This window comes from Fundicoccus sp. Sow4_H7 (genome assembly GCF_052115865.1).
Taxonomy (GTDB): Bacteria; Bacillota; Bacilli; order Lactobacillales; family Aerococcaceae; genus Fundicoccus_A.
The window spans coordinates 1-24,975 of record NZ_JBQKME010000020.1 but is presented as its reverse complement, the minus strand read 5'-3'; the positions used below and the strand labels follow the sequence as shown (position 1 = coordinate 24,975).

At 35.2% G+C, this 24,975-nt stretch carries 22 protein-coding genes; 2 read left to right on the top strand and 20 right to left on the bottom strand.

Translation table 11 applies throughout. The annotated features are described in order from the left end of the window. The first annotated feature begins 10 nt into the window (after positions 1 to 10). On the top strand, positions 11 to 130 hold the full coding sequence (locus ACTQ54_RS12130; protein WP_441757201.1) for an IS3 family transposase: 120 nt from the start codon (positions 11 to 13) through the stop codon (positions 128 to 130). 205 nt (positions 131 to 335) lie between these two features. On the opposite strand, the gene ACTQ54_RS12125 is transcribed toward ACTQ54_RS12130, so the two are convergent. From ACTQ54_RS12125 to ACTQ54_RS12100, 6 genes are all read right to left on the bottom strand, one after another. Beyond that, positions 336 to 1,058: a DUF937 domain-containing protein gene (locus ACTQ54_RS12125; RefSeq protein ID WP_441757199.1), complete on the bottom strand. Its 723-nt coding sequence runs from the start codon at positions 1,056 to 1,058 to the stop codon at positions 336 to 338. A gap of 266 nt (positions 1,059 to 1,324) precedes the next feature. Next, a complete protein-coding gene (locus ACTQ54_RS12120) occupies positions 1,325 to 2,218 on the bottom strand; it encodes an ROK family protein (RefSeq protein WP_441757198.1) in 894 nt (297 codons plus the stop codon). Between the two features lie 22 nt (positions 2,219 to 2,240). Continuing rightward, on the bottom strand, positions 2,241 to 2,957 hold the full coding sequence (locus tag ACTQ54_RS12115; RefSeq protein ID WP_441757197.1) for a GntR family transcriptional regulator: 717 nt from the start codon (positions 2,955 to 2,957) through the stop codon (positions 2,241 to 2,243). A gap of 93 nt (positions 2,958 to 3,050) precedes the next feature. Further along, a complete protein-coding gene (locus tag ACTQ54_RS12110; RefSeq protein WP_441757196.1) occupies positions 3,051 to 4,475 on the bottom strand; it encodes a glycoside hydrolase family 1 protein in 1,425 nt (474 codons plus the stop codon). 44 nt (positions 4,476 to 4,519) lie between these two features. Then, complete coding sequence (locus tag ACTQ54_RS12105; RefSeq protein WP_441757195.1) at positions 4,520 to 5,476, bottom strand: aldo/keto reductase; 957 nt, start codon at positions 5,474 to 5,476, stop codon at positions 4,520 to 4,522. A 5-nt stretch (positions 5,477 to 5,481) separates the two neighbouring features. Then, positions 5,482 to 6,411, bottom strand: a complete 930-nt coding sequence (locus ACTQ54_RS12100; RefSeq protein WP_441757200.1) for a glycoside hydrolase family 113 — start codon at positions 6,409 to 6,411, stop codon at positions 5,482 to 5,484. A gap of 157 nt (positions 6,412 to 6,568) precedes the next feature. On the opposite strand from ACTQ54_RS12100, the gene ACTQ54_RS12095 reads away from it, so the two are divergent. Beyond that, entirely contained in the window at positions 6,569 to 7,513 is a 945-nt protein-coding gene (locus ACTQ54_RS12095) for an acetylxylan esterase (RefSeq protein WP_441757194.1), read from the top strand. A 46-nt stretch (positions 7,514 to 7,559) separates the two neighbouring features. Here ACTQ54_RS12095 and ACTQ54_RS12090 read toward each other — a convergent pair whose 3' ends face one another. The 14 genes from ACTQ54_RS12090 to ACTQ54_RS12025 form a co-directional block, all read right to left on the bottom strand. After that, positions 7,560 to 8,204, bottom strand: a complete 645-nt coding sequence (locus ACTQ54_RS12090) for a YesL family protein (protein WP_441757193.1) — start codon at positions 8,202 to 8,204, stop codon at positions 7,560 to 7,562. Between the two features lie 27 nt (positions 8,205 to 8,231). Then, positions 8,232 to 9,263, bottom strand: a complete 1,032-nt coding sequence (locus ACTQ54_RS12085; protein ID WP_441757192.1) for a glycosyl hydrolase — start codon at positions 9,261 to 9,263, stop codon at positions 8,232 to 8,234. A gap of 108 nt (positions 9,264 to 9,371) precedes the next feature. After that, complete coding sequence (locus tag ACTQ54_RS12080) at positions 9,372 to 10,733, bottom strand: ABC transporter substrate-binding protein (protein ID WP_441757191.1); 1,362 nt, start codon at positions 10,731 to 10,733, stop codon at positions 9,372 to 9,374. Positions 10,734 to 10,754: 21 nt separating this feature from the next. Continuing rightward, a complete protein-coding gene (locus tag ACTQ54_RS12075; RefSeq protein ID WP_441757190.1) occupies positions 10,755 to 11,747 on the bottom strand; it encodes a carbohydrate ABC transporter permease in 993 nt (330 codons plus the stop codon). Between the two features lie 18 nt (positions 11,748 to 11,765). Beyond that, positions 11,766 to 12,671, bottom strand: a complete 906-nt coding sequence (locus ACTQ54_RS12070; protein ID WP_441757189.1) for a carbohydrate ABC transporter permease — start codon at positions 12,669 to 12,671, stop codon at positions 11,766 to 11,768. Continuing rightward, positions 12,671 to 15,241, bottom strand: a complete 2,571-nt coding sequence (locus ACTQ54_RS12065; RefSeq protein WP_441757188.1) for a DUF5696 domain-containing protein — start codon at positions 15,239 to 15,241, stop codon at positions 12,671 to 12,673. The genes ACTQ54_RS12070 and ACTQ54_RS12065 overlap by 1 nt, the downstream gene beginning before the upstream one ends. 12 nt (positions 15,242 to 15,253) lie before the next feature. Then, positions 15,254 to 15,874: a YIP1 family protein gene (locus ACTQ54_RS12060; protein ID WP_441757187.1), complete on the bottom strand. Its 621-nt coding sequence runs from the start codon at positions 15,872 to 15,874 to the stop codon at positions 15,254 to 15,256. Continuing rightward, positions 15,867 to 17,366: a hypothetical protein gene (locus tag ACTQ54_RS12055; protein ID WP_441757186.1), complete on the bottom strand. Its 1,500-nt coding sequence runs from the start codon at positions 17,364 to 17,366 to the stop codon at positions 15,867 to 15,869. Before ACTQ54_RS12055 ends, ACTQ54_RS12060 begins: the two co-directional genes overlap by 8 nt. Before the next feature lie 8 nt (positions 17,367 to 17,374). Next, a complete protein-coding gene (locus tag ACTQ54_RS12050) occupies positions 17,375 to 18,322 on the bottom strand; it encodes a carbohydrate ABC transporter permease (protein ID WP_441757185.1) in 948 nt (315 codons plus the stop codon). Continuing rightward, complete coding sequence (locus ACTQ54_RS12045; RefSeq protein ID WP_441757184.1) at positions 18,323 to 19,237, bottom strand: carbohydrate ABC transporter permease; 915 nt, start codon at positions 19,235 to 19,237, stop codon at positions 18,323 to 18,325. 10 nt (positions 19,238 to 19,247) lie between these two features. Next, positions 19,248 to 22,085 (bottom strand): extracellular solute-binding protein, encoded by a 2,838-nt coding sequence (locus ACTQ54_RS12040; RefSeq protein ID WP_441757183.1) that lies wholly within the window; start codon positions 22,083 to 22,085, stop codon positions 19,248 to 19,250. Between the two features lie 488 nt (positions 22,086 to 22,573). Further along, positions 22,574 to 23,476, bottom strand: coding sequence for a Gfo/Idh/MocA family protein (locus tag ACTQ54_RS12035; RefSeq protein ID WP_441757182.1), 903 nt, complete (start codon positions 23,474 to 23,476; stop codon positions 22,574 to 22,576). A gap of 10 nt (positions 23,477 to 23,486) precedes the next feature. After that, on the bottom strand, positions 23,487 to 23,681 hold the full coding sequence (locus ACTQ54_RS12030) for a hypothetical protein (protein WP_441757181.1): 195 nt from the start codon (positions 23,679 to 23,681) through the stop codon (positions 23,487 to 23,489). Positions 23,682 to 23,871: 190 nt separating this feature from the next. Beyond that, on the bottom strand, positions 23,872 to 24,684 hold the full coding sequence (locus ACTQ54_RS12025; protein WP_441757180.1) for an SUMF1/EgtB/PvdO family nonheme iron enzyme: 813 nt from the start codon (positions 24,682 to 24,684) through the stop codon (positions 23,872 to 23,874). Positions 24,685 to 24,975: the final 291 nt, after the last annotated feature.

Genomic DNA, 24,975 nt, shown 5'->3' with positions numbered 1-24,975 from the left:
CAAAGAAGAAATGTATCGTCTAAATGATTATGAGACTTTTGAACAGTTAGAGTCTGATATCAAGAATTATATTGACTTCTACAACACTAAGCGAGTTACACTGAGTATGGGTTTAAAGATACCGGCATAAAAAAATACCATGTATGATAAGACATCATACATGGCACAAATATTTTGTTTATTTACCTGTCTACTTGACAGGGGGCCGTTCAATGTGGCTTGACCTCTAAATTTTATTCATCAACCTTATTTGACAAAGAACCTATAAAAAGAACTACTTACTCCAAAAGGAATAAGTAGTTCTATTGGGCAGCTGCGTTAGCTGCTTTTATTTATTATTTAAAGAAATCTTTTACAGCGTCAATAATTCCACCATCGTTATCGTCGTCATCGACACGATTTGAAGCTGGACGGTTTGCGTCTGAATCACCTAGGAAATCATCAACGATTCCACCAAGGTTGTTGTCATTTGCGCGATTAGATGAGGTACGGTTTGTGTCTGCTCCACCTAGGAAGCTGTCAAGAATTCCACCAAGATCGTTGTTTCCATTAGTAAAGTTGCTTACTTGGCCGCTTAATTGGTCTGCGATATTAGTTGTTTCTCTTTGAATGTCTTGATTATTCAAACCTTGTGTCTTTTTGCGGTCAGCAAAGAATTTCATAACCATTGGTGCAAGGACAGATAATACGCTATTGATTGATTGCGATGAGAATCCTAAATTATTAGAAAGTCCGTTAACAACATTATCATTGTTACCAAAAATATGGTTTAAGATCTTATTCCCATCTTCTTTGTCAACATTTGCTGATAGTTCTTCAAGTGAAGAATAGCGGTCTACATCCTCATGCTGTTTTAAAGCAGCATTAAATGATTCATTTCCTGCTTCATCATTTGTGTTACGATTGATACCTTGTAAAATCATTGGTAATCCTAACGAAGCGATTTTAGAAAATTCGGATTGGTCCACACCTGCGCGATTAGCTAACGTCTCTTTTTCTCTTGTGTTATCTGAAGTAAATAAATTCATCAGATTTCCTACATTATCAAATAGTCCCATTTTGAACACTCCTTTTGATTAGTTGTTTTCCACATTATATAGCAAAATAATCATATTCCAAAATAATAAGACTTGCTAAGAGTGGCTTCTTGGAGATAGCTAGTTTTTATTTCTGAAAATATTATTAGATTTATTTATAACAAAATCAAAAGTTATGCGCTTCCAATATTTTTTCACATATCTGGTGGCTGGCATAGGCAGATTCAGGTGACACAGGGTTTTGTTTGTTGGGGAAATCAGAGATAAAGTAAGGAAATTATTTTTAATTAAGGCTCCAATCGTTTTCTTTGCTCTAAAAAGGCAATCACAGCACCTATCAAATTCGCATCATTATTAAAACGACAAGCCAATATGTTTGCTTCAACATCACTAGCATTTGTTTGGACTAAAAGTTGTTTTATGCGTTCTGAAACTTCATCAATTAAATCTTGTCGACTAGAAATAGCTCCACCAATAACGACTTTATCGGGATTTAAGGCAACCAACAACGTCTGAATACCACGAGCTAAGCCATCTTTTAAACTTTCTACATATTTCATTGCTAAAGCTTCCTTTGAATCTGCTCGTTGAAACATTTCTTTGCCACTAATTTCGCCTGCTTGAAGTCCTAATTCTTCTGCATAACGATAAGCCACACGAACTGGACTGGCTAAGTCACTAAATGATCGATCATTTTCTAATAACATAAAGCCAAATTCTCCACCGAAAAGATTACGTCCTCTAATCAGTTGACGATTTAGAATAACCGACCCACCAATACCTGAACCAATGATAATAAATAATACATTATCAACATCTGAGGCTGCTCCATAGGTTAGCTCTGCTAAAGCTGCACAGTTTGCATCATTTTCAATAGTTACGGGTACTCCCAAAAGCTGGGTCAATTCATCTTTAATCGGAAACAGATGCATGTAGGGAACCGCACTAAAGCCATAAATAACACCTTCAGAAGGATTCACAGCACCTGGACAGCTAAAGGCCGCTCCATCTAATTTCTTGTCCATCTTCTTTTCTAATTGTTGAAAGGCTTCTTTAAGTTTACTTTTCATGACTTCCCAGCTCTCAGGGGTCATAAACATATCTTGATGCTCTAAAGTTTCATTTTTCCAAATGCCATATTTTACGGATGTACCTCCGATGTCAAATACTGCTAAAATCATCCATTCACCTTCAATACTGATATTAATCTCTTGTTAGAACTAATTGTACAGCATACATGTCATAGCGATGAATTGAAATTGAATATTCAAACGCTATACCTGTATTCAAATAACCAACTTGCTCGGCAACTCCAACAGGATCTCCTGTCTTCAATGTTAAATTTTCTGTTTCAAAATCAGTGCCTTTACGAAAGGTTACTGTCCGGTGTGCACTTTGAATCACTAAAGACAGATCTTCCTCTATATATTGGTAAAGCGATTCAGTTAAATGCTCTTCTTTTAAAGAATGGACTACATCGATAGGCATATAAATACGTTCTAGCACAAAAGGTTCCCCATCAATGAATCGTAAACGATAGACATTATAGACAAAATCTCCTTCATCTACATTTAGTTTCTTACGCACTTCTTCTGGTGCTTTAATGACTGAAAATTCTAATACAATACTTTTAATTTCTTGATTCGGATATGTTGCTGTGGCTCCTCGGAATTGATTAGACATTATTAACTTTTGTGATTCTTCAGGTCCAATATCTTTTACAAAGGTACCTGATCCACGTCTTTTTATGATTAAGCCTTCTGTTACTAAGATATCAAGCGCTTTTTTCACAGTCATTTTGCTTGCATCATAAATAACACATAAGTCTTTCTCAAATGGAAGTTGATCGTTCGCTTGGTACACACCTTCCGATATTTTTTTTCGAATATCATTAGATATCATGACATATTTCTTTTGCATTATTTTCTCTCCTCTAGCCACTAAGTTGCTTCAATTGTATAATAAAGAAATCATACCATAAAGGTATATACTTATACAAGAAGCGTATACCTATCAGAGAAAATTACTTTCTATATCATCACTTAGTTCCAGCTTATTATTATTTGCTACTTCTTTAAACCAGTGTCCTGATTTTTTAATTGTTTTTACTTGTGTATGTATATTATTCGAAATAAAACCATAACGGTTTCGGTAGGCATTTTTCCATGACCAACAATCAATAGGTGTCCAGAGATGGTATCCGAAACAGTTTGATCCTTCTTCCATTCCCTGATGAATCCAGTAAAGATGTTCAGAAATAAATTGAATTCGGTAATCATCTTGAATTATACCTTTGTCATCTAAGTATCGTTCTTCTCGAGAAACACCCATCCCATTTTCAGAAACAAACCATGGGATATTTTGATAATTATCGCGAATATTTATAGCAATATCGTATAAAGCTTTTGGATAAATCTCCCAACCTTTATCCACATTCATACGTCGTCCTGGCATATCGTAATGATGATAATACTTATGAGGCATCCAATCGACCGTTAAACTGTTAGGTGAAATACTTGGTTCTTGGAAGCGATTGGGATGGTAAAAGTTTACTCCTAAAACATCGATGGTATTCTGCTCTATTATTGCCAACTCTTCAGTGGTAGATTCCCATAATACGCCATCCTTTGTTAGCACATCAATCAGTTCTGGATTAAAGCTTCCTTTAATGGATGGGTCTAAAAATAATCCATTCGACCATAAATCTGCAAAATGTGCGGCTGCTTTGTCTGCAGGGCTGTCAGTAGCAGGATAAGAAGGAGTCAAATTAAGGATAATTCCAATACGTCCGGCTGGGTTAGTATTTATTTCTTTAAATCGTGCAATTGCTTTTGCAGAAGCTAGGGTAATATTATAGGCAACTTGGACTGCTTTTTTTCCATCGACAATATTTGGATAGTGGAATTGGTATAAATACTCTCCATCAACAATGACCATCGGCTCATTGAATGTAAACCAGTCTTCTATGCGGTCACCGAAAAGTGTAAAAGATTGTTCTGCAAATTTTACAAAAAGATCTACAACATGTTTAGATTCCCATCCGCCATATTTATGATAGAGCTCTACAGGTAGATCAAAATGACATAGATTGATAATTGGTTTGATATCATTTTTAATAAATTCATTAATCACATCATTATAGAATCGAACACCATCTTCATTTAAACTACCTTCTTCAAGGTCATCAATTAAGCGTGTCCATTGAATGGATGTCCGAACTGAATTTAAACCAATTTCTTTCATCATTTGGATATCTTCACGAAAGCTATTATAAAAGTTTGAGGCAGTATCTGGTCCCACTTGATTATAGAAAGCTTCAGGCTCTATTTCATACCAATAATCGAAAACATTCGCATGTTGTTTATTAAAGCGACCTTCACTTTGTGGTCCTGAAGTTGCTGCTCCCCACCAAAAATCTTTAGGAAATTCTTTGATCATTTATTTCATCATCCTCACTATATGTTCATTCAATTTAATAGACATTAATTATCAAGAATATTTGATATTTCATCTAATTCTTCATTGGTTAACATTTGCGATGTTACTGATATTAAATTATCTTCCAACTGAGCCACACTGCTTACTCCAATAATATTTGTTGCAACAACTTGATCTCTCAAATTCCATGTTAAAGCTAGCTGAGACAAGCTTTGATTCCGTTCATTGGCTATTTTATTTAATTTCTGTACTTTTTCTAATGTTTGTTCTACATGCTCTGGAGTTAACCAAGGATTTGTATTACCCGCTGCTCGCGAATCACTTGGTATTCCATTTAAGTAGCGACTTGTCAGTAATCCTTGTGCTAACGGACTATAAGCAGCAACACCTAAAGATAATTCTTTTACAGTTGGGAATAAAGTTATTTCAGCCCAATGGTTAAACATACTGTATGAGGGTTGATGGACAACTATCGGAATAGATTTTTCCAATAAAAGTTGCGTCATTTCTTGTGTTTGCTCAGCATCATAATTAGAAAGACCAATATATAATGCTTTTCCTGAATTAATTATGTGTCTCATTGCTTCAGCTGTTTCTTCAAAAGGTGTCTCGGTATCTGGACGATGCGAATAAAAAATATCCACATAATCGAGACCTAATCTATCTAATGATTGGTCGATACTTGTTAAAAGATGTTTACGTGAACCCCCTTTTCCATAAGGTCCCCCCCACATTCCATTACCTGCTTTGGTTGCGATGATAAGCTCATGACGGTGAGATCTAAGACTCTCATGAAAGATTCGCCCAAAATTTATTTCAGCACTACCGGCTGGCGGACCATAATTATTCGCTAAATCAAAATAAGTTATCCCCGCTTCAAAAGCGTGATTAACAATCTCTTTTTGTAGGCCAAAATCTCGATTATTCCCAAAATTATTCCATAAACCTAATGATAGAATAGGAACTTTTAATCCACTACTTCCTAAATTACGATACTCCATGACTTTCACTCCTTAGAAATCATTTGATAATGATCTTTTATAATTTTCTCAGCTGGTTTTCCATAAACAGCGTAGTCAATATCATTTGCTGCATCTTCAATAGGATATAAGTGCGCTTTCCAATCCCACAAAGCAAAACCATCAATCCAGCTTTCATTGTGAGTGTGATTAAACATATCTTCATACCAGTCAGATTGATCTTTTAAACTGATACTTCCCGCCAACGACCAATCATTTGGTAAATCTTTTGCTCCAGTACGGCTTGCACAGCCTGCTTCACAGAAGAAAAATGGTTTTCCATGTTCTTCCACTACTTTTTTAATCCGTTCAAGTTGTTCTGGCCAAGTCCCAATTGGATAATATCCAGATGAAGAAATAACATCTACAGCATCCCACCACTTTAAGCGGTCTTCTTGATATTTATCACAGTTGTAAGTAATCTTGCCGTGGTAATTGCTGCGAACTTTGTCAATAAGTGCTCGCCATCCTGTTTCCCGTCTATCCGAATTCACCATCTCACAGCCAATAACAAACATCTCGCAAGAAGTTTCTTCAGCAATCTTGGCATAATGGATAATAAATGCTTCATAATTTTTAAACCAATCTGACCATTTAGGTTCGCAAGGTACATCGTAATCAAAGAAATTGATGTGCGCTCTCCATGTGCCATCCGCTACATTTAGCATCGATTTCAAAATAACTCGTAGTCCAATACTCTTAGCATAATGAATCATATCCTTTACTTCTTGATCAGATAAAACAGATTCTACTTGCCAATTAATTACCGTAGAATGGATAGTATCTTGCTCTACGACTATCGGTAAAATAACGGTATCGATGTCACAACGTTCTTTTAGTTGTTCTAAAGATTCTTTTGCTTCTGGTTTGTCCCAGTCGCCTCTTTGACTCAAATAGCCAAATGTAAAACCTTTGATATAGTCTATTTTTACGATCCTTACATATTGACTTTATGTTTATAAAGTATATATTTATTCTATATCAGTTATTATCATGTCATTTTTAAAGAAATTTGTAAAGACATCATTGATGAATCATTTATTATTTTTTCTAAGAATCTAGGAGGAAAATCATATGTTTGATTGGAATACATGGAAAGATTATAAAGGAAGTGGTCAAAAGCCTTCTGATTTTGATAGTTGGTGGGATCAAAATCTAGCAGAAATGGATGCTTTAGCTCTAGACTATCAACTAACCGCTGTTGATATTCCTTCCAATGTAGCTAACTTTTATCAGTTATATTTTACAGGTGTTCAGGGAGCTAAAGTCCATTGCCAACTGATTACACCAAAAAAATTAGATAAATCGCATAAAGGCATGTTGCTCTTCCATGGTTACCATACGAATTCAGGTGATTTTCAAGATAAAATTGCTTGGGCAGCAGAAGGTTTTGTTGTCTTAGCCATCGATGCACGTGGGCAAGGAGGTTTGTCTGAAAACCTAACGCAGACTTCTGGTGGAACTATGCGAGGATTAATCATCCGCGGTATCGAAGAAGGACGCGATAATCTCTATTTTCGAAATGTCTTTTTAGATACTGCCCAAGCAGCAAAAATCTTAAAATCCTTTGACTATGTTGATGAAAATAAAATCTATGCACAAGGTGGTTCCCAAGGCGGGGCACTAACGCTCGCTTGTGCAGGACTTGTCCCGGATATTCATCGTGTTTTTGTGAGTTATCCTTTTTTAACGGATTACCGCAAGGCTTATGAACTTTACCCACAAACTTCAGCGTACGAAGAAATAGCTTATTGGTTTCAATTCCGCGATCCATTACATAAACGTGAAGATGAGATTTTCAATACTTTAGAATATATTGATATCCAACATTTTGCTCCACGCATTAAAGCTCAAGTTTTCTGGGCAATAGGATTAAGAGATACGATTTGTCCACCTATCACACAATTTGCAAGCTACAATAACATCCTGGCTAAAAAAGAAATTGTTGCTTTAGCAGAGTACGGCCACGAATACTTACCAAGAATCTATGATGAGTATCGTTCTTTCTTTTTTGACTAAAAAACAGATGTGAAGACAGCCTATTATCCTCAAATCTGTTTGTTATTTACAGCATGGTATACCAACTTTGCCCCTCATTTAATACTTCGGAAGCAAGGTATTTTTTTAATATGCGTTCCATCAAAAAGCTGATGCCAAACATCAAAACTGCTGGCAAAATAATTAAAAAAGGAATCGGCATCAAATACAAGATAAGTACAGCAAGTAGATAAATTATGATAAATAGTAATGTATAGGGTAAATGTCTAAATAACATCATTAAACTCATTTTGAATAATGCAAATGAGGAAAGATTAAAGCGAGATAATAAGACGGGTAAATAGATAAATAAAGCTATCCAGATAAAGAAAAGTAGCACGAGAACAGCAAAACTAATAGCTGCAAACAGAGTTTCAGATTGTGTAACATACCATATGTCTAATACTAAGACTATTGCGGATATTATGAAACATAAATTGAAAATCATACCTTGTTTAAGTTCTCTTTTAAATGCAGCTTTATACTCTTGAACTGGATAGCCATTTCCTGTCCTTTGTGTTTTTACCGTCGTATAATATAAAGCAGAAAGAGAAGGAACAATGGTAATAATCGGAATAGATGTTAAAACAAACATCATACTTATCCCCATTAAATTACCTAACTTGTTCATAAACTGATAGTATTTTCCTTCGAATGCAAAAAAATTCTTCATTTTCTCTTCCCTTTCCACTCTTTATATTTACGGCAACGGATAATTCGTGAGATCAGGTATATCTTCTAGAGTTAAAACACTCTCATGATGGTAGACTTTTAAAAGTATTTCCTTAGATGTGTATTCTTCAGAATACTCCCCTTCTTCATCTACCACAAACTCACCATTCCAACTTGTAAAATAGCCCCACATTACCCCTTCATCGATTAACAAATCTGGATTGGGTAGTGTTCCATTTTCAGATAATACAATCATTTTAGTTTGATCCGTATAATTAATCGCTTGTACGAAACGGTCATATTGCGTACCATACTCATGCTTACCGGCATAAATATCTTCTCCAATTAAATCCACATACTCATCACCTGGATACCAATCTTTAGCTTGGCCATTCCAAACCCAGATTAAATTATCCAAATTATGTATATTTACATAGCGATCATACATTAATCGCCAAAGTTCAATAAAGGGTTCTGGACCACTATCTCCCCACCAGAACCAGCCACCACTTGCTTCATGAAGTGGTCTCCAGAGAATAGGTATTTTCTCATCGGAAAGTTCCTTTAAGAGCATGGCTATGTCATCCATTTCTTTAACCAACAAATCATAGCCTTGTGGATCTCGTCCATCCATTATCGCTGCTAGGTCAATATTTGTATGCTCGGTATAAAAACCGCTCCACCAAGGATTCTCCTTAGTATTATATAAATAAGGTTCTGGAGCATTCCAATGCCACATAAAAGTGATAATCCCACCTAATTCATGGAACTTCCTTGCATGTTCCAAAACATCAGGGCCTTGTTCTCTAGATTTACGAGAAGCTGATTCATCAATAAAATCTAGACTTAAAATAGCAGGTATTTTCCCAGCAGTTTCTCTTTGAATTGCTGAAAATTCTTTTCCTAAATGTCCTTCATTCGAAGTTTGTCCAGAGATAATATTTTCACCATATTGATCGGTTAAAAAATTCATTAGACGTTTTGCTTCATCTGTTGCATTCGGATTCACTAATGTTGGATTAACATTATATATTTCATTACTTATATATGTGTTTTTCATCTCTGTACCTCTTTTGTCGAAAACATTTGTTAAGAAATCTGTGAACCTACCTAACAGCTCCCTGTCTCCAGGGAGTTGTGTAGTAGAATCTGTTGATTTATCTGCTTCTCATTCAGATTTGAAACTGTCTAAACCGTCTTGTAAGATTTGTTTGTAAGATTCAACCGCTTGAGAAACTGTCATTTCACCCATAAAGATATTGTACGCTGCTTCTCCAACCGCTCCATTAACGTCTGCAACTTTCCATAAATCACCGTTACCCATATTGCCAATTTCCATTGCTAAATCTAAATCATCTAGATTAGTAAATCCAGTTTCAATCCAGTCATAATTATCACGATAAGATTCATCAAAGACAAACCAGTTACGGAATTCTTCGAATACTTGATAAACTGCTTCTGCGTCCTCTACCCCTTTTGGTATGAAGTAATAATTAACAATTGGTTCTCCAGCTTGAGTTCCATCGCCATTTGGACCTTGAGGCCATTTCACAATGCGGTAATCAAAACTTAGTTCTGGACCATTTGAAACTAAACTAAATGCCTGTACTGGTGCAAAAGCAACTTCACCATCTACCCATGCTAATTGTTGTTCTTCCCAGTTATCTGTATAAGGTTTAGCAATATTATCAACATTGTACATATTATAAATAAACTCAAGTGCTTCAACTGTTTCTGGTGAACTTAATCCTTCTGTTAATTCTTTAGCAATTCCTCCACCATTAGAAGCAACAAATTCATTAGTTGTATCTGTAGTTACTCCCCCGAAACCATACACATCGATATTTCCATCTCCGTCTGTATCACGAGTTAGCTGTTTCGTCATCTCAGCAAATTTTTCCCATGTCCATTCACCGTTTGCTAGCAATTCATTGGGATCTTCCAATCCTAATTCATCTAACATTGTGGCATTATAAAACATATATGTTCCACCTAGAGGTAATGATGTTTCTGTGAAGAAGTATGTTTCTCCAAATGTTTCATAAGGTTTCATAACGATTTGATCATTCATAATATCTGAATACTCAGGTGCATATTCACTGACTGGCATTGCATAGCCATTCATAGCAGGTGCAAGACCGAATTGTAAGTCAGCTGTATAAATATCATAATCTGGTGTTCCTGATACAACTGAAGTATTGATACTATCAATCATACCTTCCCAACCTAAATTGCTAAATTCAATTCTTACATTATATTTTTCTTCAATTCGACGAATGTTATCAATTTCCATTTGAGCAGTTTCAGTGTTATTCACTCCAGGGTTATCCATTGGGTCAGTGTGGCGGCTATCATAGAAGAAATCCCACCATGTTGCAATCTTAATAGTTCTGCCTTCCATATCAATCGCTGGATACTGCGCAAAAGGATCTTCATCTGCTCCTTCTGTTGCTAATACTGTAGTTGAACTAAATGCACCCAAGATTAACATTGCTACTGATAAAATAATAAATTGCCATTTTTTATTCATTATATTTTCTCCTTTTAATTTTTATCCTACTACTCCACTTCGTTCAATTCCTTCAATAAATTGGCGCTGTAACAAGACGTAGAAAAGCAAAATAGGTATTAGCGTCAGTACAATTCCAGCATATAAATATACTTGTTGAACAAGTGGATCTCTAACCTCATCTAAAAATCCTACGGTTGATCTCAAAGTTGAAATCCGCATACTCATTAAAGAGTCAGAGCTCACTGCGAATAGTTTCGCATAAAATGTATCATTGTACTGCCATACCATTGAGAACACTGAAACGGTTACAATTGACGGCAAGGCATTTGGCAACATGATTCGTAAATAGGTATAGAGTGTGCTGGCACCATCTATAAAAGCGGCTTCTTCAATTTCTTTAGGTAAACCACGGAAAAACTGATTAAAAATATAGATAAACAATCCAGAACGTAAGCCACTACCAAATAAAGTAAGTAAATAAATTGGTTTGGTTGAGCCTAACCAATTTTGTGGTTCTCCTCCAAAGGTGGAGAAAAGATTTGCTGGATCAAAATTTCGGAATAACATATAAAGTGGAATCATAATTGTATGCGTCGGTATAACAATCGTTAAAATTACACAAGCAAAAAGAACATTTTTAAATGGAAACTTGAACCTAGCAAAACCGTAACCAACCATTGATGTAATAAACACTTGAATCACTGTAATGGAAGACGTATAGAAAACAGTTTTTCCTAATGTCGTCCAATAGTCCAAACGTAATAAAGATGTTACATAATTATTGATTGTACCTTCTAATGGGATTAAAAATACAGAAGGATTGTATACATCTGCTGCGGTAAAAAATGAACTAGCAAACATGCTAATCAGTGGAGCAAGTATGATATAAGCTACTCCGATTAGGACAATCCATTTTAGTAAATTAACAATAAAATCAATAAACTTTTGTTGAAATCTCCTTTCTATATCTTTTTTTGCAATTTGGTCTAATTTATCTTCCTTAACGATGTCCCCTTCATATAGCGATTCCATAAAATTCCTCCTTTCTTTTTAGTTATAGTAAAATGTTCTTTTCGATAGAATATAACTTACAATAGCTAGAACAGTACAAACCAAGACGGCACTAATCAAACTCATTGCAGAACTGGCTCCATAGTTAAAACTTGTAAAAGCTACTTCCTGCGCTTTATCAACAGCTTCACTTTGAATGAAGGAATCAACAATGGTATAGACTACATTGGTTAAAATCAAAGGAGACACCATTGGAAGAGTTATTTTCCAAAAACTTTCATAAGTTGTCGCACCTTCAATTTTTGCTACTTCATATAAAGCATATGGAATACTTTGTAAGGCAGCGATAAAAATCACTATTTGTACACCAGATGCTCGAACGATTGTAAAAATCCTAGAGACTGCATCTACGATATATTCTAGAAGAAAATCTGGAAAACCAATGGATTCAAAGGTATCCAGTAATATCGTTAAGTTAAAGCCTTCTGCTGAGGCACTTATTTCAGAAGCAACAGCACTGACACCTCCTAGAACATTTTGCTGAGCAAGCTGTAAGGCATCATTAATGGCACCGGCATTCATAATGACCGGTAAGAAGAATATAGCTCGCATCAATGTACGTCCTCTAAACTTGCCATTTAGTAATAAGGCAATAAATAATGAAAAGAAAATAATGAGAGGAACATCCACTAACATATCGACCATAGTATTCGTCATTATTTGATTAAATTCAGGATCTTGCGTAAAAGCATAACGAAAGTTTTCTAAACCAGTAAATGTAGTGGTAAAACCTCCCGTATCCAAAGCACTCACTTCACTAAGAGAAAAGTTTATTGTTTGGAAAATACTTCGTACATAAAAACTAAGAAAGCCAATGAGCCATGGGGATATAAATAATAACCCTGTGATCGCACGTTTATGACTTAAAGTTAATCTATTCCGCATCAACTATTCTCCTCCTTAGTCTTTATATATCCCATTTCAGGAATTGTATGAGACTCCACTTCCTGTTCCCTTTTTGAACGATTGATGTAAAAAATATCTCCATTAGCATAAGTCACTTTTCGAACATCCGCTGACAAGACTTCATGACTTACAATATGACTATTTAAAACAGATTGACTCACTTCATTTAATTCATTGTATATAGAAGTAGCTTGTGATAACCACGTTTCGAATTGTGTGGAATATAAATAATTCAATGAAGTGTACTTCATTTCAACAGAATCTTCATAAGAAAAAATGTAGCGTGGAGCACTCCCCGTTTCGATTAAATCAAGAAGTATTGCTTGCTGATCCACTTCACCTCCTAAATTAATCGGCTCTCCAGCATAGGGAATATACCCATGAATAACCATTTGATAAAAAGGTACGTGATAGTCTATGAGATACGAATCTGTTCCAGTCATTGGTATATCAATTAAATCATCTGCATAAGCGAGAGAATAAGCATTTCCTGCATTTACCATTAAAGCTTTTTCAGTAGCATTCAGTTCATCAAAAGCATGCATAACAATATCTTTTGCAGCCTGGCGATTAATTGATTCTGTACGCTTGCGGTCCGAAGTTAAAACATTACCTAAATCTCTTAAACTAATCCCAGAAAAATCATAATCTTCTATAGCTTGAGTAAAACTTGTTACATAACGGTTTAAAAACTTAGGTGAAATATAGGAATAGACGGATTCATCATAGCCGAGGGAACTTGTTTCGCGCAGTGTACTAGGATTAACTTGCCCACGAACTACAGCTAAGCCAGAATAATACTTAGCACTTTCTAAATTTAAACTATAATTATTGGATGTTTGTGGAATTAATTGAAAGGCAACATTTCCGTAAAGCTTTCCTCCACTCGACTCGATTTGATCTTTAAGCTTTAATAAATCGTCATCAGAACCTAATTTATTCACATCTCGAATCTTTTCAGCAATATCATGGTAATATCCTCCATTAAACCAACCTAAATAATTAGTTCGAATATTAGATACGCCTTCAATTGATAACTTCTGGACTATTTCATTGGCTTCTTCAAATGAGGTCATTACTTTCATCCCATTGTATGGAACACCGAGGATTTCTTTTTGCCTTTGGATACCCCCTACAATATCGAGATAAAATGGAAGATTTGTTTGTTCTTCTTTCTTAGATAAAATACCTTGATCCACTAAATAATTTTGATAAAACACAGCCATACTTGAATAATCTACATTTTCTCCAGGTAGAATATTATAATGAATAGAAAAACTAATATCTGACATATCTTCTTCAACAACAGGTAAATCAGCAGTCACTCCTGTTGAACCAAACATACTTAATAATTCATAACCACGTAATGAGTAAGTAGGATAAATAAAGTTATAAGAATTTCTTTTCTCTGCAACATCCGCATTTATTTGTGAGACAGCATCCCCCTCTTCAATAATGGCGAAGACTGCACCATCTTCATAAGCAAATCCAAAAACAGGAAGTTGAGCAATTTCACGTTCTTCAGTTACAACATAACTTTTAGCTGGAGCATCCATATCATAAACATATTGCCTATATGCCTCATTCTTTTTACCATTATTCATTTCAATAATTGAGCCTGAACCATTTGGAACGAACATATAGCCTTCAGCATCTACTCCTTGGGCACCAAAGAACTTCAAGACTTCAATATTAGCAATGCTTGTTCCTTCAGATTCTTCAATTAATTCTTTTGGAACGGTAACGCGGAGTCCGGTATCCGTTAACTGATACTCGATAGCAATGGTTACACTAAAAGGTGCAGAATTATCTCCTTCACCCATAAGTTCTAAATAATCTTCTGCAGTAAAACCTGCCTTTTCAAAAGATTCATTAAGTCTTGCTAATCTAATAGCTGATTTAATCGCATTTTCAGTAAGTATCAATTCACCTTCAACTTCAGTTGAATTCAAATATTTACTACGGACATCTCTTGCTTCTCTTTCATCTAAATGTGCTAATACTTTACTTTCTAATAGTTCTTCACTAATAACCGTAGGAACGATTCCTGTAACACTCGACATGTCCGCTAATGTATAGGTGTAACGTAAGCCATCTTCAATATTTTCTATCTGAAATTGACCAGAAGTAATACTCATATCATAATTGTTTACCCTTATACGATTTCGATTTTGATCATAATATTCAAGCACAAATTGTGACTGAAGTTCAGATGTATTGATACCCGAGGCAATCGGATCTTCTGTTGAATTTTGTGGATTGGTAAACACAAGCATGCCACTTTCCTTTTCATAAATGGCGACATTTGTTGTTTCAGTATTGGTATATAATTTAAAGAAATCATTCTCAGCAGCGAGCTGCATACCCGGAACATTCCCATTACTTTCTGGAATCATTTCAAATTCACTACCCGCATCTGCTGTTAAAGCGGGTTGTATCCAAGCTAAGTAATCATCATATAGATAGTAGTGAGTAGCTATAAAAATGCCATATGTTGCTAATGCAACACCAATTACCAATATGATTAGTAAAATGTGTTTTTTTCTCAAGCTTACTCCCTCCTAATTTCGGAAAATAATTTCTGTGTAAAAACTTCTTAAAAACGAATAAATCTGTTGCACTAAAGAAAATAGTAGCACCATTAAAAATAAGATAATTAGCATTGCGATGATTGTTATCAACATTGTCGCTAGTGCTTTAGAAAAACTATAATTATGAATGGTCATATTCCCAATAAAAACTAATAAGACCATCCAAATAACTGATAAAGCAATAAATAGAAAGTAGAAAGCTTCTTCATCTGCAGCAATAAAATGTGAAAAAAGTGTAGCGGGCATAAATAGCAAAACAATAGGTAGAATTGAATAGCCCGTCGCTATGACAATATCTCTAAAACGCCCTTCACCTTCCATCAATGTTGTAATAGACCAATTGCCTACACAAAATAATAGAAAAATAACCGCTATGGCTAGTAAATCAATAAAGGAATTGATATCTAAAGGATTTGTATCATTTACCACAAAACTAGCGTATTGACGATTCAATGAAAAAGATATGGATCCTAAGAAAAGAATACATAAAGCGAGATAAATACTCCCTTTTTCAAAATGACGGATTTCATAAAAACCATCAAAAGGATGAGTTAAGGTATAAAATGCATGTTTCGTTTTTTCCTTAAACATGGACATCTCCTCCTTCTTTTAATTTTATCGGCTTTTCTTCCTTTAATTTCCGTTTTTTCAATTTGTTATTCTGCTTTAACCATCTAAATACTAAATAAGCAATAAATGTAATCAATAATATTGTCAGAATCGTACTGAAACTTTCTTTTAAACGTTCATTTCGATAGCGTTTATAAGCAATCGAGTAATATTCACGATCTCTTCCACGTGATAAATATTCCACGGCTTTTTCATTATCTCCAGAAGTTAGGTAAGATTTTCCAATCCCGTTATAAGCAAATTCGTTGTTTGCATCCAGTTTTAGAACTTCCTCCCAAAGACGAACCGTCTCACTCTCATCGCCTTCAAAGCGTTTCCCGGTAGCTTCATTGATTAAACTGCCGTAATAAGTAGGAGCAAAAGTTAGAATTGAATTGTTTAATGCATCTAAAACCAACAATTTATCTCCTAACATTTCCAGTGCCACTGGTTGCCGAAAAGTTCCTCTTTGTGTTCCTATCCCACCAAAAATGTATAATAGATTCCCTTCATCGTCATAGGTGAAAATTCTACCTCTTTTTGAGTCTAATGCAGAGTACAAACCACGACCACGATACAAAACATCTACAAAGGCTGAAGGTCCCGAATAGTCACCACTCGATCGATAAAATAGGTCTCCGCCTAAGTGATTCCGAACACTTTGTTTAATGACATCTTGTCCTTTAGGATTCAAACGTCTTAATCCTTGTAAACCTTCGGCATCAATATTAGAAGTATAAATAAAGCCATCTGGGTCTATATCCATACCCGTAAACTCAGTAGGAATATATAAAATTTGTCGTGCACGCTGCTCTTTTGTTGAAAGTAGACGCCATACTTTTTCTGTAAATGAAAGATTGACATTAATCGTTCCACTAAAACCAGTAAAATTCCCAAATTCATCAAAGCTCATAATCCCTTGATACATATTCTTAGAAATAACATACACTCTATCCGCGTAATCAACTGAGACTTTTAATGGCGTAAAAACAAAATTTTCTTCTAGAATTTCAGATTCTGGATTTTGAATAGATTTCACAAAGTTAAATTGATTATCCAATACAACAATCCGATTATTATTTGTATCAGCAATATACAGTTCATTTTTTTCTGACATATACAAACCAGAAGGATTCCTAAAATGATCAAGCTCTCCTTCATCATTTTCGAATTCATCAATAATTCCCACAAACTCATAGTCGTTATCTAAAATAACAATTCGATGATTCCCTGTATCTGCTATATAAATATGACCTTCTTCTGTTACTGCAAAATCCTGTGGGCTACTGAATGAACCACTCTCTAAATCTTGACCCGTTATTGTATCTTCAGGAAGATAAGGATCTGGGATATTGATTGGATCTTCCCAATAATCATAAGTAAATGATTGATAAGGCGCTTGTGCGGAAATAATAGTAGGTAAAAAAAGACTGAATAAAAAGATTAAAGTAAAACTTTTTATGATTGTTTTCATCTTCTTCATCACTCCTTCATACCAGATGTAGTCATCGTTTCAATGACTTGGGATTGACTTAATATAAAGAAGAGGATAGGTACCGCAGCAATGACCAATTGAACAACTGCAGCTGCACCTTGTCTTGCAGGACCACCACTAGTGATTTGATAAAGGGCAAATTGTAATGGTTTAATCTGTTCACTTCTTAAAAATCCACTTCCTGTATTTGCCCATAAAGCTTGAAATTGAAAGATTGCAAGAGTCATCCAAGCAGGTTTTACATTAGGCATAATGATTGTCCAAAAAATTCTCCATTCACTTGCTCCATCCATATAGGCACTTTCTATGAGCGAATCAGGAATTTGTTCCATAAACTGCTTCATTAGATAAAGACCTAATCCATAAGCAAATGCAGGTAATATAACTGCTAAGTAGGTATTATTTATTCTTAAAAATGAAATAATCATATAATTGGGAATGGCAGTAACTTGTTGCGTAAACATCAAGGACAATACCACTAATTGGAATAGAAAATTTTTGCCAGGAAATTCATGTTTAGCTAAGGGATAAGCAGCCATTGAAGCTAAAATGATATGCCCTGTTGTACCTAGTCCTGTAATAAGCAATGTATTTACTATATATCTTGAAAATGGGACCCATGAATTATTCATTAAAACCATTAAGTCCGTAAAATTTTCAAAGGTTGGATTTTGTACAAAAATACGAGGCGGAAAGCGGAAAAGTTCATCTAATGGTTTAAATGCGTTATTCAAAATCATTACTAAAGGTAAAGCCATAAAAATCCCAGCAATTGCCATAATAGTAAATAAAAATGCATTTCCAGCTCTTGAACGTCCTAATTTACGTGTTTTAGTCGCAAAAATACGTTTTATAAATGATGCTTTTGGTGGAGTTGGCCTTCCTTTTGAAACAGCTACTTGCTTTTTAGTATTCTTTTTTATTGGCAGATCCAATTAGTCTCCCACCTTTCGAATCACTCTTTGAACGAGCATATTAGTTAACAGCATCAGAGTGAATAATACAGTTGCAATCGCTGAAGCATAACCCATTTCATAACGAACGCCACTACCATAGTCCATTAAATGCGTAACAATGGTTGCTCCAGCGTAGTTCACACTTGGATTTCCGGCTAATTGCAAGGAAATATCCGCAATCGCAAAAGATTGTGTAATTTGAATTACTGCACCAAATAGCAATTGGGGTTTCATAGCCGGTAATGTTACATACCATAATTCTTGCCAACGATTTGAAATACCATCGATTGCTGCAGCTTCATATTGAGAATGATCAATCGTTTGTAAACCTGCAATAAATGTTAGAAAACCTGTACCTAAACTCAACCATAACTGGACAATAATAAGAACAGGCATGATTAAACCTTCTTCTCGAAGCCATTGAATAGGCTCATAAATAAAATTCCATCTCAAAAGCAATCCATTGAGGTAGCCATATCGATCACCTGAAAGGATTAATAACCAAACCATAAATGCATTACCAGAAATTGAAGGTGCGTAGAAAATTAAAGTCAAGAAAGCACGTAATTTACCACTAAACTCATTAATAATCCAAGCAAATAACAAGCATAGAATATAACTTAAAGGACCTGTGATAACAGCAAAAATGAGGGTATTTTTTAAAGCAATTAAAAAGATTTCATCTTCTAAAAATAAACGTATGTAGTTATTCCAACCGATAAAAGACGGCCATTCTAACATATTGAAATTGGTAAAACTAAGTCCCATTGATGTCAATACCGGCAATACTGTGAATAAAAAGAATAAAATAAAGTAAGGAGCTACCATATAGTAATAGACTTTATTGCTCTTAATTTGTTTTTTAAGTAATCCTTTTTCTCGCTTAAACTCCATTTGATTCCTCCTAATCTTGTCTTAGTTCAAAGTTGAATTCGGCTCGTTTATGGTCGATTTCATCATTGATATAACGAACATATTCCGTTAAAGCTTCACGAGGAGACATTGTTTTAGACACCACTGTTTTATAAAAGGCATTATTTACATTCCGCCAAGTAAAATATCCACCGGGCACTTGTGGTATCCCTTGTAAACTGGACATCTGAGAAGAAAGTGCTTGAAAGTCTCGGACTGGCCAAGGTAAGTTTTGAAAAGCATGCTTATTGGCTGTTGGATAACGTGCCGCTGCTCCCATCAAGCTTTCTAACTCTTTCCCAAAAGAGGTCTGTGTATCTTCCGACACCCACCATTTCATAAATTCCCAGGCATTGTCTTTATTATTTGCACCTTCCATCATGACAGTACCAGTAGTCGTTGTCGCACCAGTTGCTGTGACCGCACCATTACTTGTTACTGTATAATTGATTGAGCCATCCTCTTGGATTGTCCCTGGAACTCTAATAAATCCCCACAATCCACGAATATCCGGTGCTGAAACCATTAAATTATTGTAAGTTGTATAGTCTGAAATAATAATTGGTGACTCTCCTGTACGGAAACGTTGCTCAACATTTGTTTCGCGATCCAATGTGTAATCTGAGTAGAATTGTGTAAATTGTTGAAAGGCTTGATAGCCTTCTTCAGAGTCAATGGCTGATTCTTTACCATCCTCGGTATAATACTGACCATTATTTTGATACAACAACATTGAATAGACTTGTTCTGAAGGTAACATCCCTAGATCCATCTGGTTTTTACTTAGGACTGAAAGTGCCACTTTGATTTCATCCCAAGTATCAGGAATTTCTAAATCTAATTCTGAAAGGATATCTTTCCGATAAAACATCATTGGGAATGTCTGAGTCTCAGGCAAAGCATAAATGGCATCTTCATATATATAAGGCTCCCAAGCGCTTTCATAAAAATCGTCTGTTAATGTTCCAATATCCTCAAACCGACTTAAGTCAACCACTGCATTTCTTAAACCATAATTCATAGGTAAATCACTGGATACACCTAGTGCAACATCAGGACCTTGTCCAGATAATGTTGCTTGTAGCAAGGTGTTCATATCAACTAACTCAATATTGACATTGATTCCCGATTCATTCACAAAAGTATCATCCGTTAATTGTTTCAATACATTCGCTTGATCGCGACCACTTCCTACCCAAACGGTAATAGAATCTTCGCCTTCATCTGAAATACTTCCAATCACGTTATAATCAACAATAAATGAATAATATAATTTCTTAACCTCATGTGTTAACTTATCAAAACCATTCGTATTCTTCTTTGCAATTTCTTCACCTGGAGTATTAAAGTAGATCGCATCGAGTTGAAGAGGTTGCTCAATAACTTGTGTAATCCAAGTTCCCAAAGCACTTACATTTGTTTTATAGGAACCAATTACTTTTGAAAAACGTTCGGGATCAGCAATGAGAACATCTAGTTGATCTTGCATAGTTCGTAAAACAGCTTCTTTATCACTAGCAGCACCAGCTAAATCTTGTAATGATTCAATCACTTTATTGAGTCTTTCTCTTATCAATGTGAGTTCAGAAGACAATGTAGGGATGGATGCTTCAATTTGATAATCTCGAAACTCATCTGGAGAAACCCCTGTTATTCGAATAACTTTACGATAGGTTGAATTAAGATCTAGAATGATTTGTTCAACCTCGCTGACAATTGTCGAGAAGCCACCTAAAATGACCTCCATTGCTAAAGTATGCGTCCCTTCCTCTAAATAAATTTGATAAGCTTCACCCTCATCATCACTTAAGGTATACATTTCCCAGTCACTATTATAGGAAAAACCGTAATCTAATAATTCATGAAAAGGAACTTCGCCATCTAACTTAATAGTACGGGCAACATTTGACCCACGCATAAAATTCTGTTTAGCATGAAAAGATAATTCGTAGAAGCCAGCTTCAGAAATTTCAAAATCCCATTCAATCCACTGTCCGACTGACTTCCAATTGTTTCCACCAATTGAATTATTTAGTAATTCTTTGGCACTATAAGGAAAGACTGCTGGAGAAGATTGATCTTGAACAGGATATAACATTTGTGATGATTTGCGATCTGCCAGTTCTGCTTCTATGACTACTGGAGAAGTCCCCTCAAATTTATCTGAATGCATATTTTGATATTCCGCATAAGTTAAAGCTGTCGATCCAGCCTTTAAGATAATTTCTTTTAAAACCATCGGCTCTCTTTGGGAAATCATTGTAATCGTATGAACACCGTCTTCTAAATAAACACTCAAGGGATCAATCGAATAGCCTTGACTGTCTTGTAAGGATACATTCATCCATTTTGGAGCTTCAATTTGTGAAGGTCGGATATCATTTCCTTGATTATCTTTTTTCCAAGTATCTGTTTCATTCACCCATAATCGTGGGAATTCAATTAACTGAAATTCGGCATAAGGTAACTCATCGTCAATAAAGAAACTACGTTGGATTGCTGCACTATTTCCTTCAATCGGATAATATTCCAAAAAAATTTGATAGATACCACTTTCTGGAACTGTAAACTCATATTCCACAAACCCTAGTTCATCAACTAATAAAGATTCTCCTTCATTCCCTTCAAAATCAGTCAGAATTGAAGCATCCATTCCTTCTATTCGAGAATAATCTGCTGCTGAAATAATAATCTCTGGTACTTGAGTATTGCTATCCTCATATTCAGCCATATACTCTTGGTAACTAGGAAGATAGATAGAAAAGTCTAAATCTTTTTCAAATTCTTCTAATGATTTTTCCTGTGCTAAAACTGTATTTGAAAAAGTCATTAGCAGTATGCAAGCCATAATTAAATTCACAAAAAGATAGTAGAAAAGATTTCTATACCTACAATTCAATATCATTTAGCGCTCACTATTCCTTTCAAAAAACGGTTGATTAAGTATCAACTTTATATTTAATTAGTATATATTTTAATTTTATCTGCGATTACTATAACAGAAAGCAATAGCTTTGTAAACCCTTTCTTTTTTATTTTTCCCTCTGGATATATTAAATTTTTCTTTTATTTTTTTTCTCAAATCCTATCCCTATCTATACTTTTCCTTACAGTATTTTAAATTATCGACTCACTATTGTTTAAAAATGCATAAAAAAACGTCCAGTTTTTTTCAATGAACGTAATTGATGAATCCAATAATTAATTTTTAACTTGCTTGATGATTTTAGTTATTGTCATAATGTTGTTGCAGTATAATATTGGTTTTTGGGCTTTCAACTAGACTGGCTACTTTTACTGTTGAATGTCTTTAATGACTTAAAAACCATACTCTTCCAATATTTTTTCACAAATCTGGTGGCTGGCATAGGCAGATTCAGGTGAAACAGGGTTTTGTTTGTTGGGGAAATCATCGATAAACTTGCGAATCATTGGGTTGAATCCACGTTTCTCCAAAGTAATTTCCCAATCGCCAAAAGTACTTATTGTTGTGCCTTGGCTGTTAGCTTGAGACAATTGGACTAGATTGGTTAAACGACTAGTCCCTTCTAAACTTTGGACTTCAAAAATCTCTTGGCTTGCACCTGCTTCGTAGTTCATCGAAATAATACAAGAAGTCGTTGCCGTTTCGATAGTTACCAATAAACGTTTAAGTTCTCCGTCACTTTCTACTAGTTTAACATCGAAGGAAACAGGATCTGCTTCTAAAAGATACAATGCCGTATCGACATAATGAATGAGTATGTCATAAATAGCAAATCGAACCTCTGAATGTTTATTTGTTTGATTTTTCTGAATAAGAATCAGTTTTTTATCAGGAATTTCTTTCAGTTTTTGGATCATAGGAGCAAAACGACGATTAAAGCCCGTAGTTAGCATTAGCCCTTTTGACTCAGCCAATTGAATCAATTCTTCAGTCTCACTTAAGCGATCCGTAATCGGTTTATCCACAAAGACAGAAATATTATTTTCTAACAATTGACGGATAATTTTCCCATGAGCTGCTGTCGCAACATGCACAAAGGCTGCTTCAATTCCGCTATTAATCCATTCATCCATTGATGTGTAGGTATGTTCAAAGCCATACTTGCTTTTAATCATCTCCAAATTATCCACATTACGTGTGCATAAATGCCATTCTACCTCATCTTGCATATTAACCATTACTGGTAGATATGCTTTTTGAGCAATACTCCCCAAACCAATTACGCCTATTTTCATGATTCATCTCCTATTTATTATATTCTCCATTATCCACAGCTTGTCTCCAACTATTATAAGACTTTTGTAGTTGGGATGCTATTTCTACTTGTGTTTCAATTTGATTAGCAGATTCTGACTCATCAAAGGAATTCTCCAGCGAAACTAAGGATATACCAGGCTTGCCGATATCCGCATGTTCATAATCCAGTAAGAACTCCGACATTTTTTTCCTTCCTGATTATTAATATGCCTTAATTTCCAATCCCCTTCACGCACACTCCATTGAAAACCCATATCAAAATAAAGACTCTGGTGCCCCTCCTGATTTTTTAAAGAAATAAATAAATTCTTTCCATCCGTTGCATAGTTTTCTGCATCAATTCCTGCTAAATGAGCAAAAGTCGGCAAGAAATCTAAAGTCGATAGCGTTGGCAATATGATGGGTGACATAAGAAGGATCCACCTCTTGTTGCATATTCAATATCGCTGGGCTGCTGGCATTTTTCCCAAAATTTTAAAGCTGGCACTGTTTGAAAGTAATCAAAGTCTATTTTTGCTAGATTCGCACACCATTCCCATACATTCCCAATCATTTGGTAGATGCCATAACCATTGGGTTGATAGCTTTTCGCAGGGGCTGTGTTCGCAAAGCCATCTTCTAAGGTATTTTCAATAGGAAATTCTCCTTGCCAAATATTGCAGTTAAATTTTCCTTCTAATAAAAAATCTTCTCCCCAAGGGAAGTTTTCATATTGTGTGCCACCTTTTGCTGCATACTCCCATTCGGCTTCTGTTAGCAATCGTTTATTAGCCCATTTACAATACTCAACCGCATCATTATGCGAAACTTGAACGACCGGGTGGTCAGCTCGGTCAGGGAAAACTGATTCCTTACCTTCCGGACACATCCAATTCGCGCCTTCTACCGCATACCACCAAGATAAGCCAGGAGCTCTTTGCATGCGACTCTTTTCTTCATCTGTTAAAAAATAATGAAAAACAAATGACCAGCCAATTCGCTCTGATTCTGTTAGATAACCTGTTGCATCAACAAAAGCTTTAAATTCTTGATTAGTCACTGATGTTGTGCCAATCCGATAAGTATCAACACCTACCATTTTAGCGGGTGATTCTCTGTCTGAAGTAAAACCTACCCGACTATTAGAAGTGCCCATCAAAAAATCATTGCCTTCGATCTTAATCATTTGTCCAATTTTACTGTCCATCTCTTTCATCCTATCTACTGCTATTCATTTGAAAGCGTTCTATACAGCATCGTCTTCATTATATTATAAAGACATTTGACCTTCCATCATTTGAAAATATAAAGACAAAAAAAGCCACTATTTATAGGATTACTCCAATAAAAAAGGTTCTACAATAAATGAGGTTGATGACAAATTTTCGTCATCAACCTCATCTTTGTTTCTATACAAAAACGCAGATATCCATTATATTAAAAGTACGACCAAATAACATAAGGGGGATATCTACGCATGAATCATTTTATCGAAAAA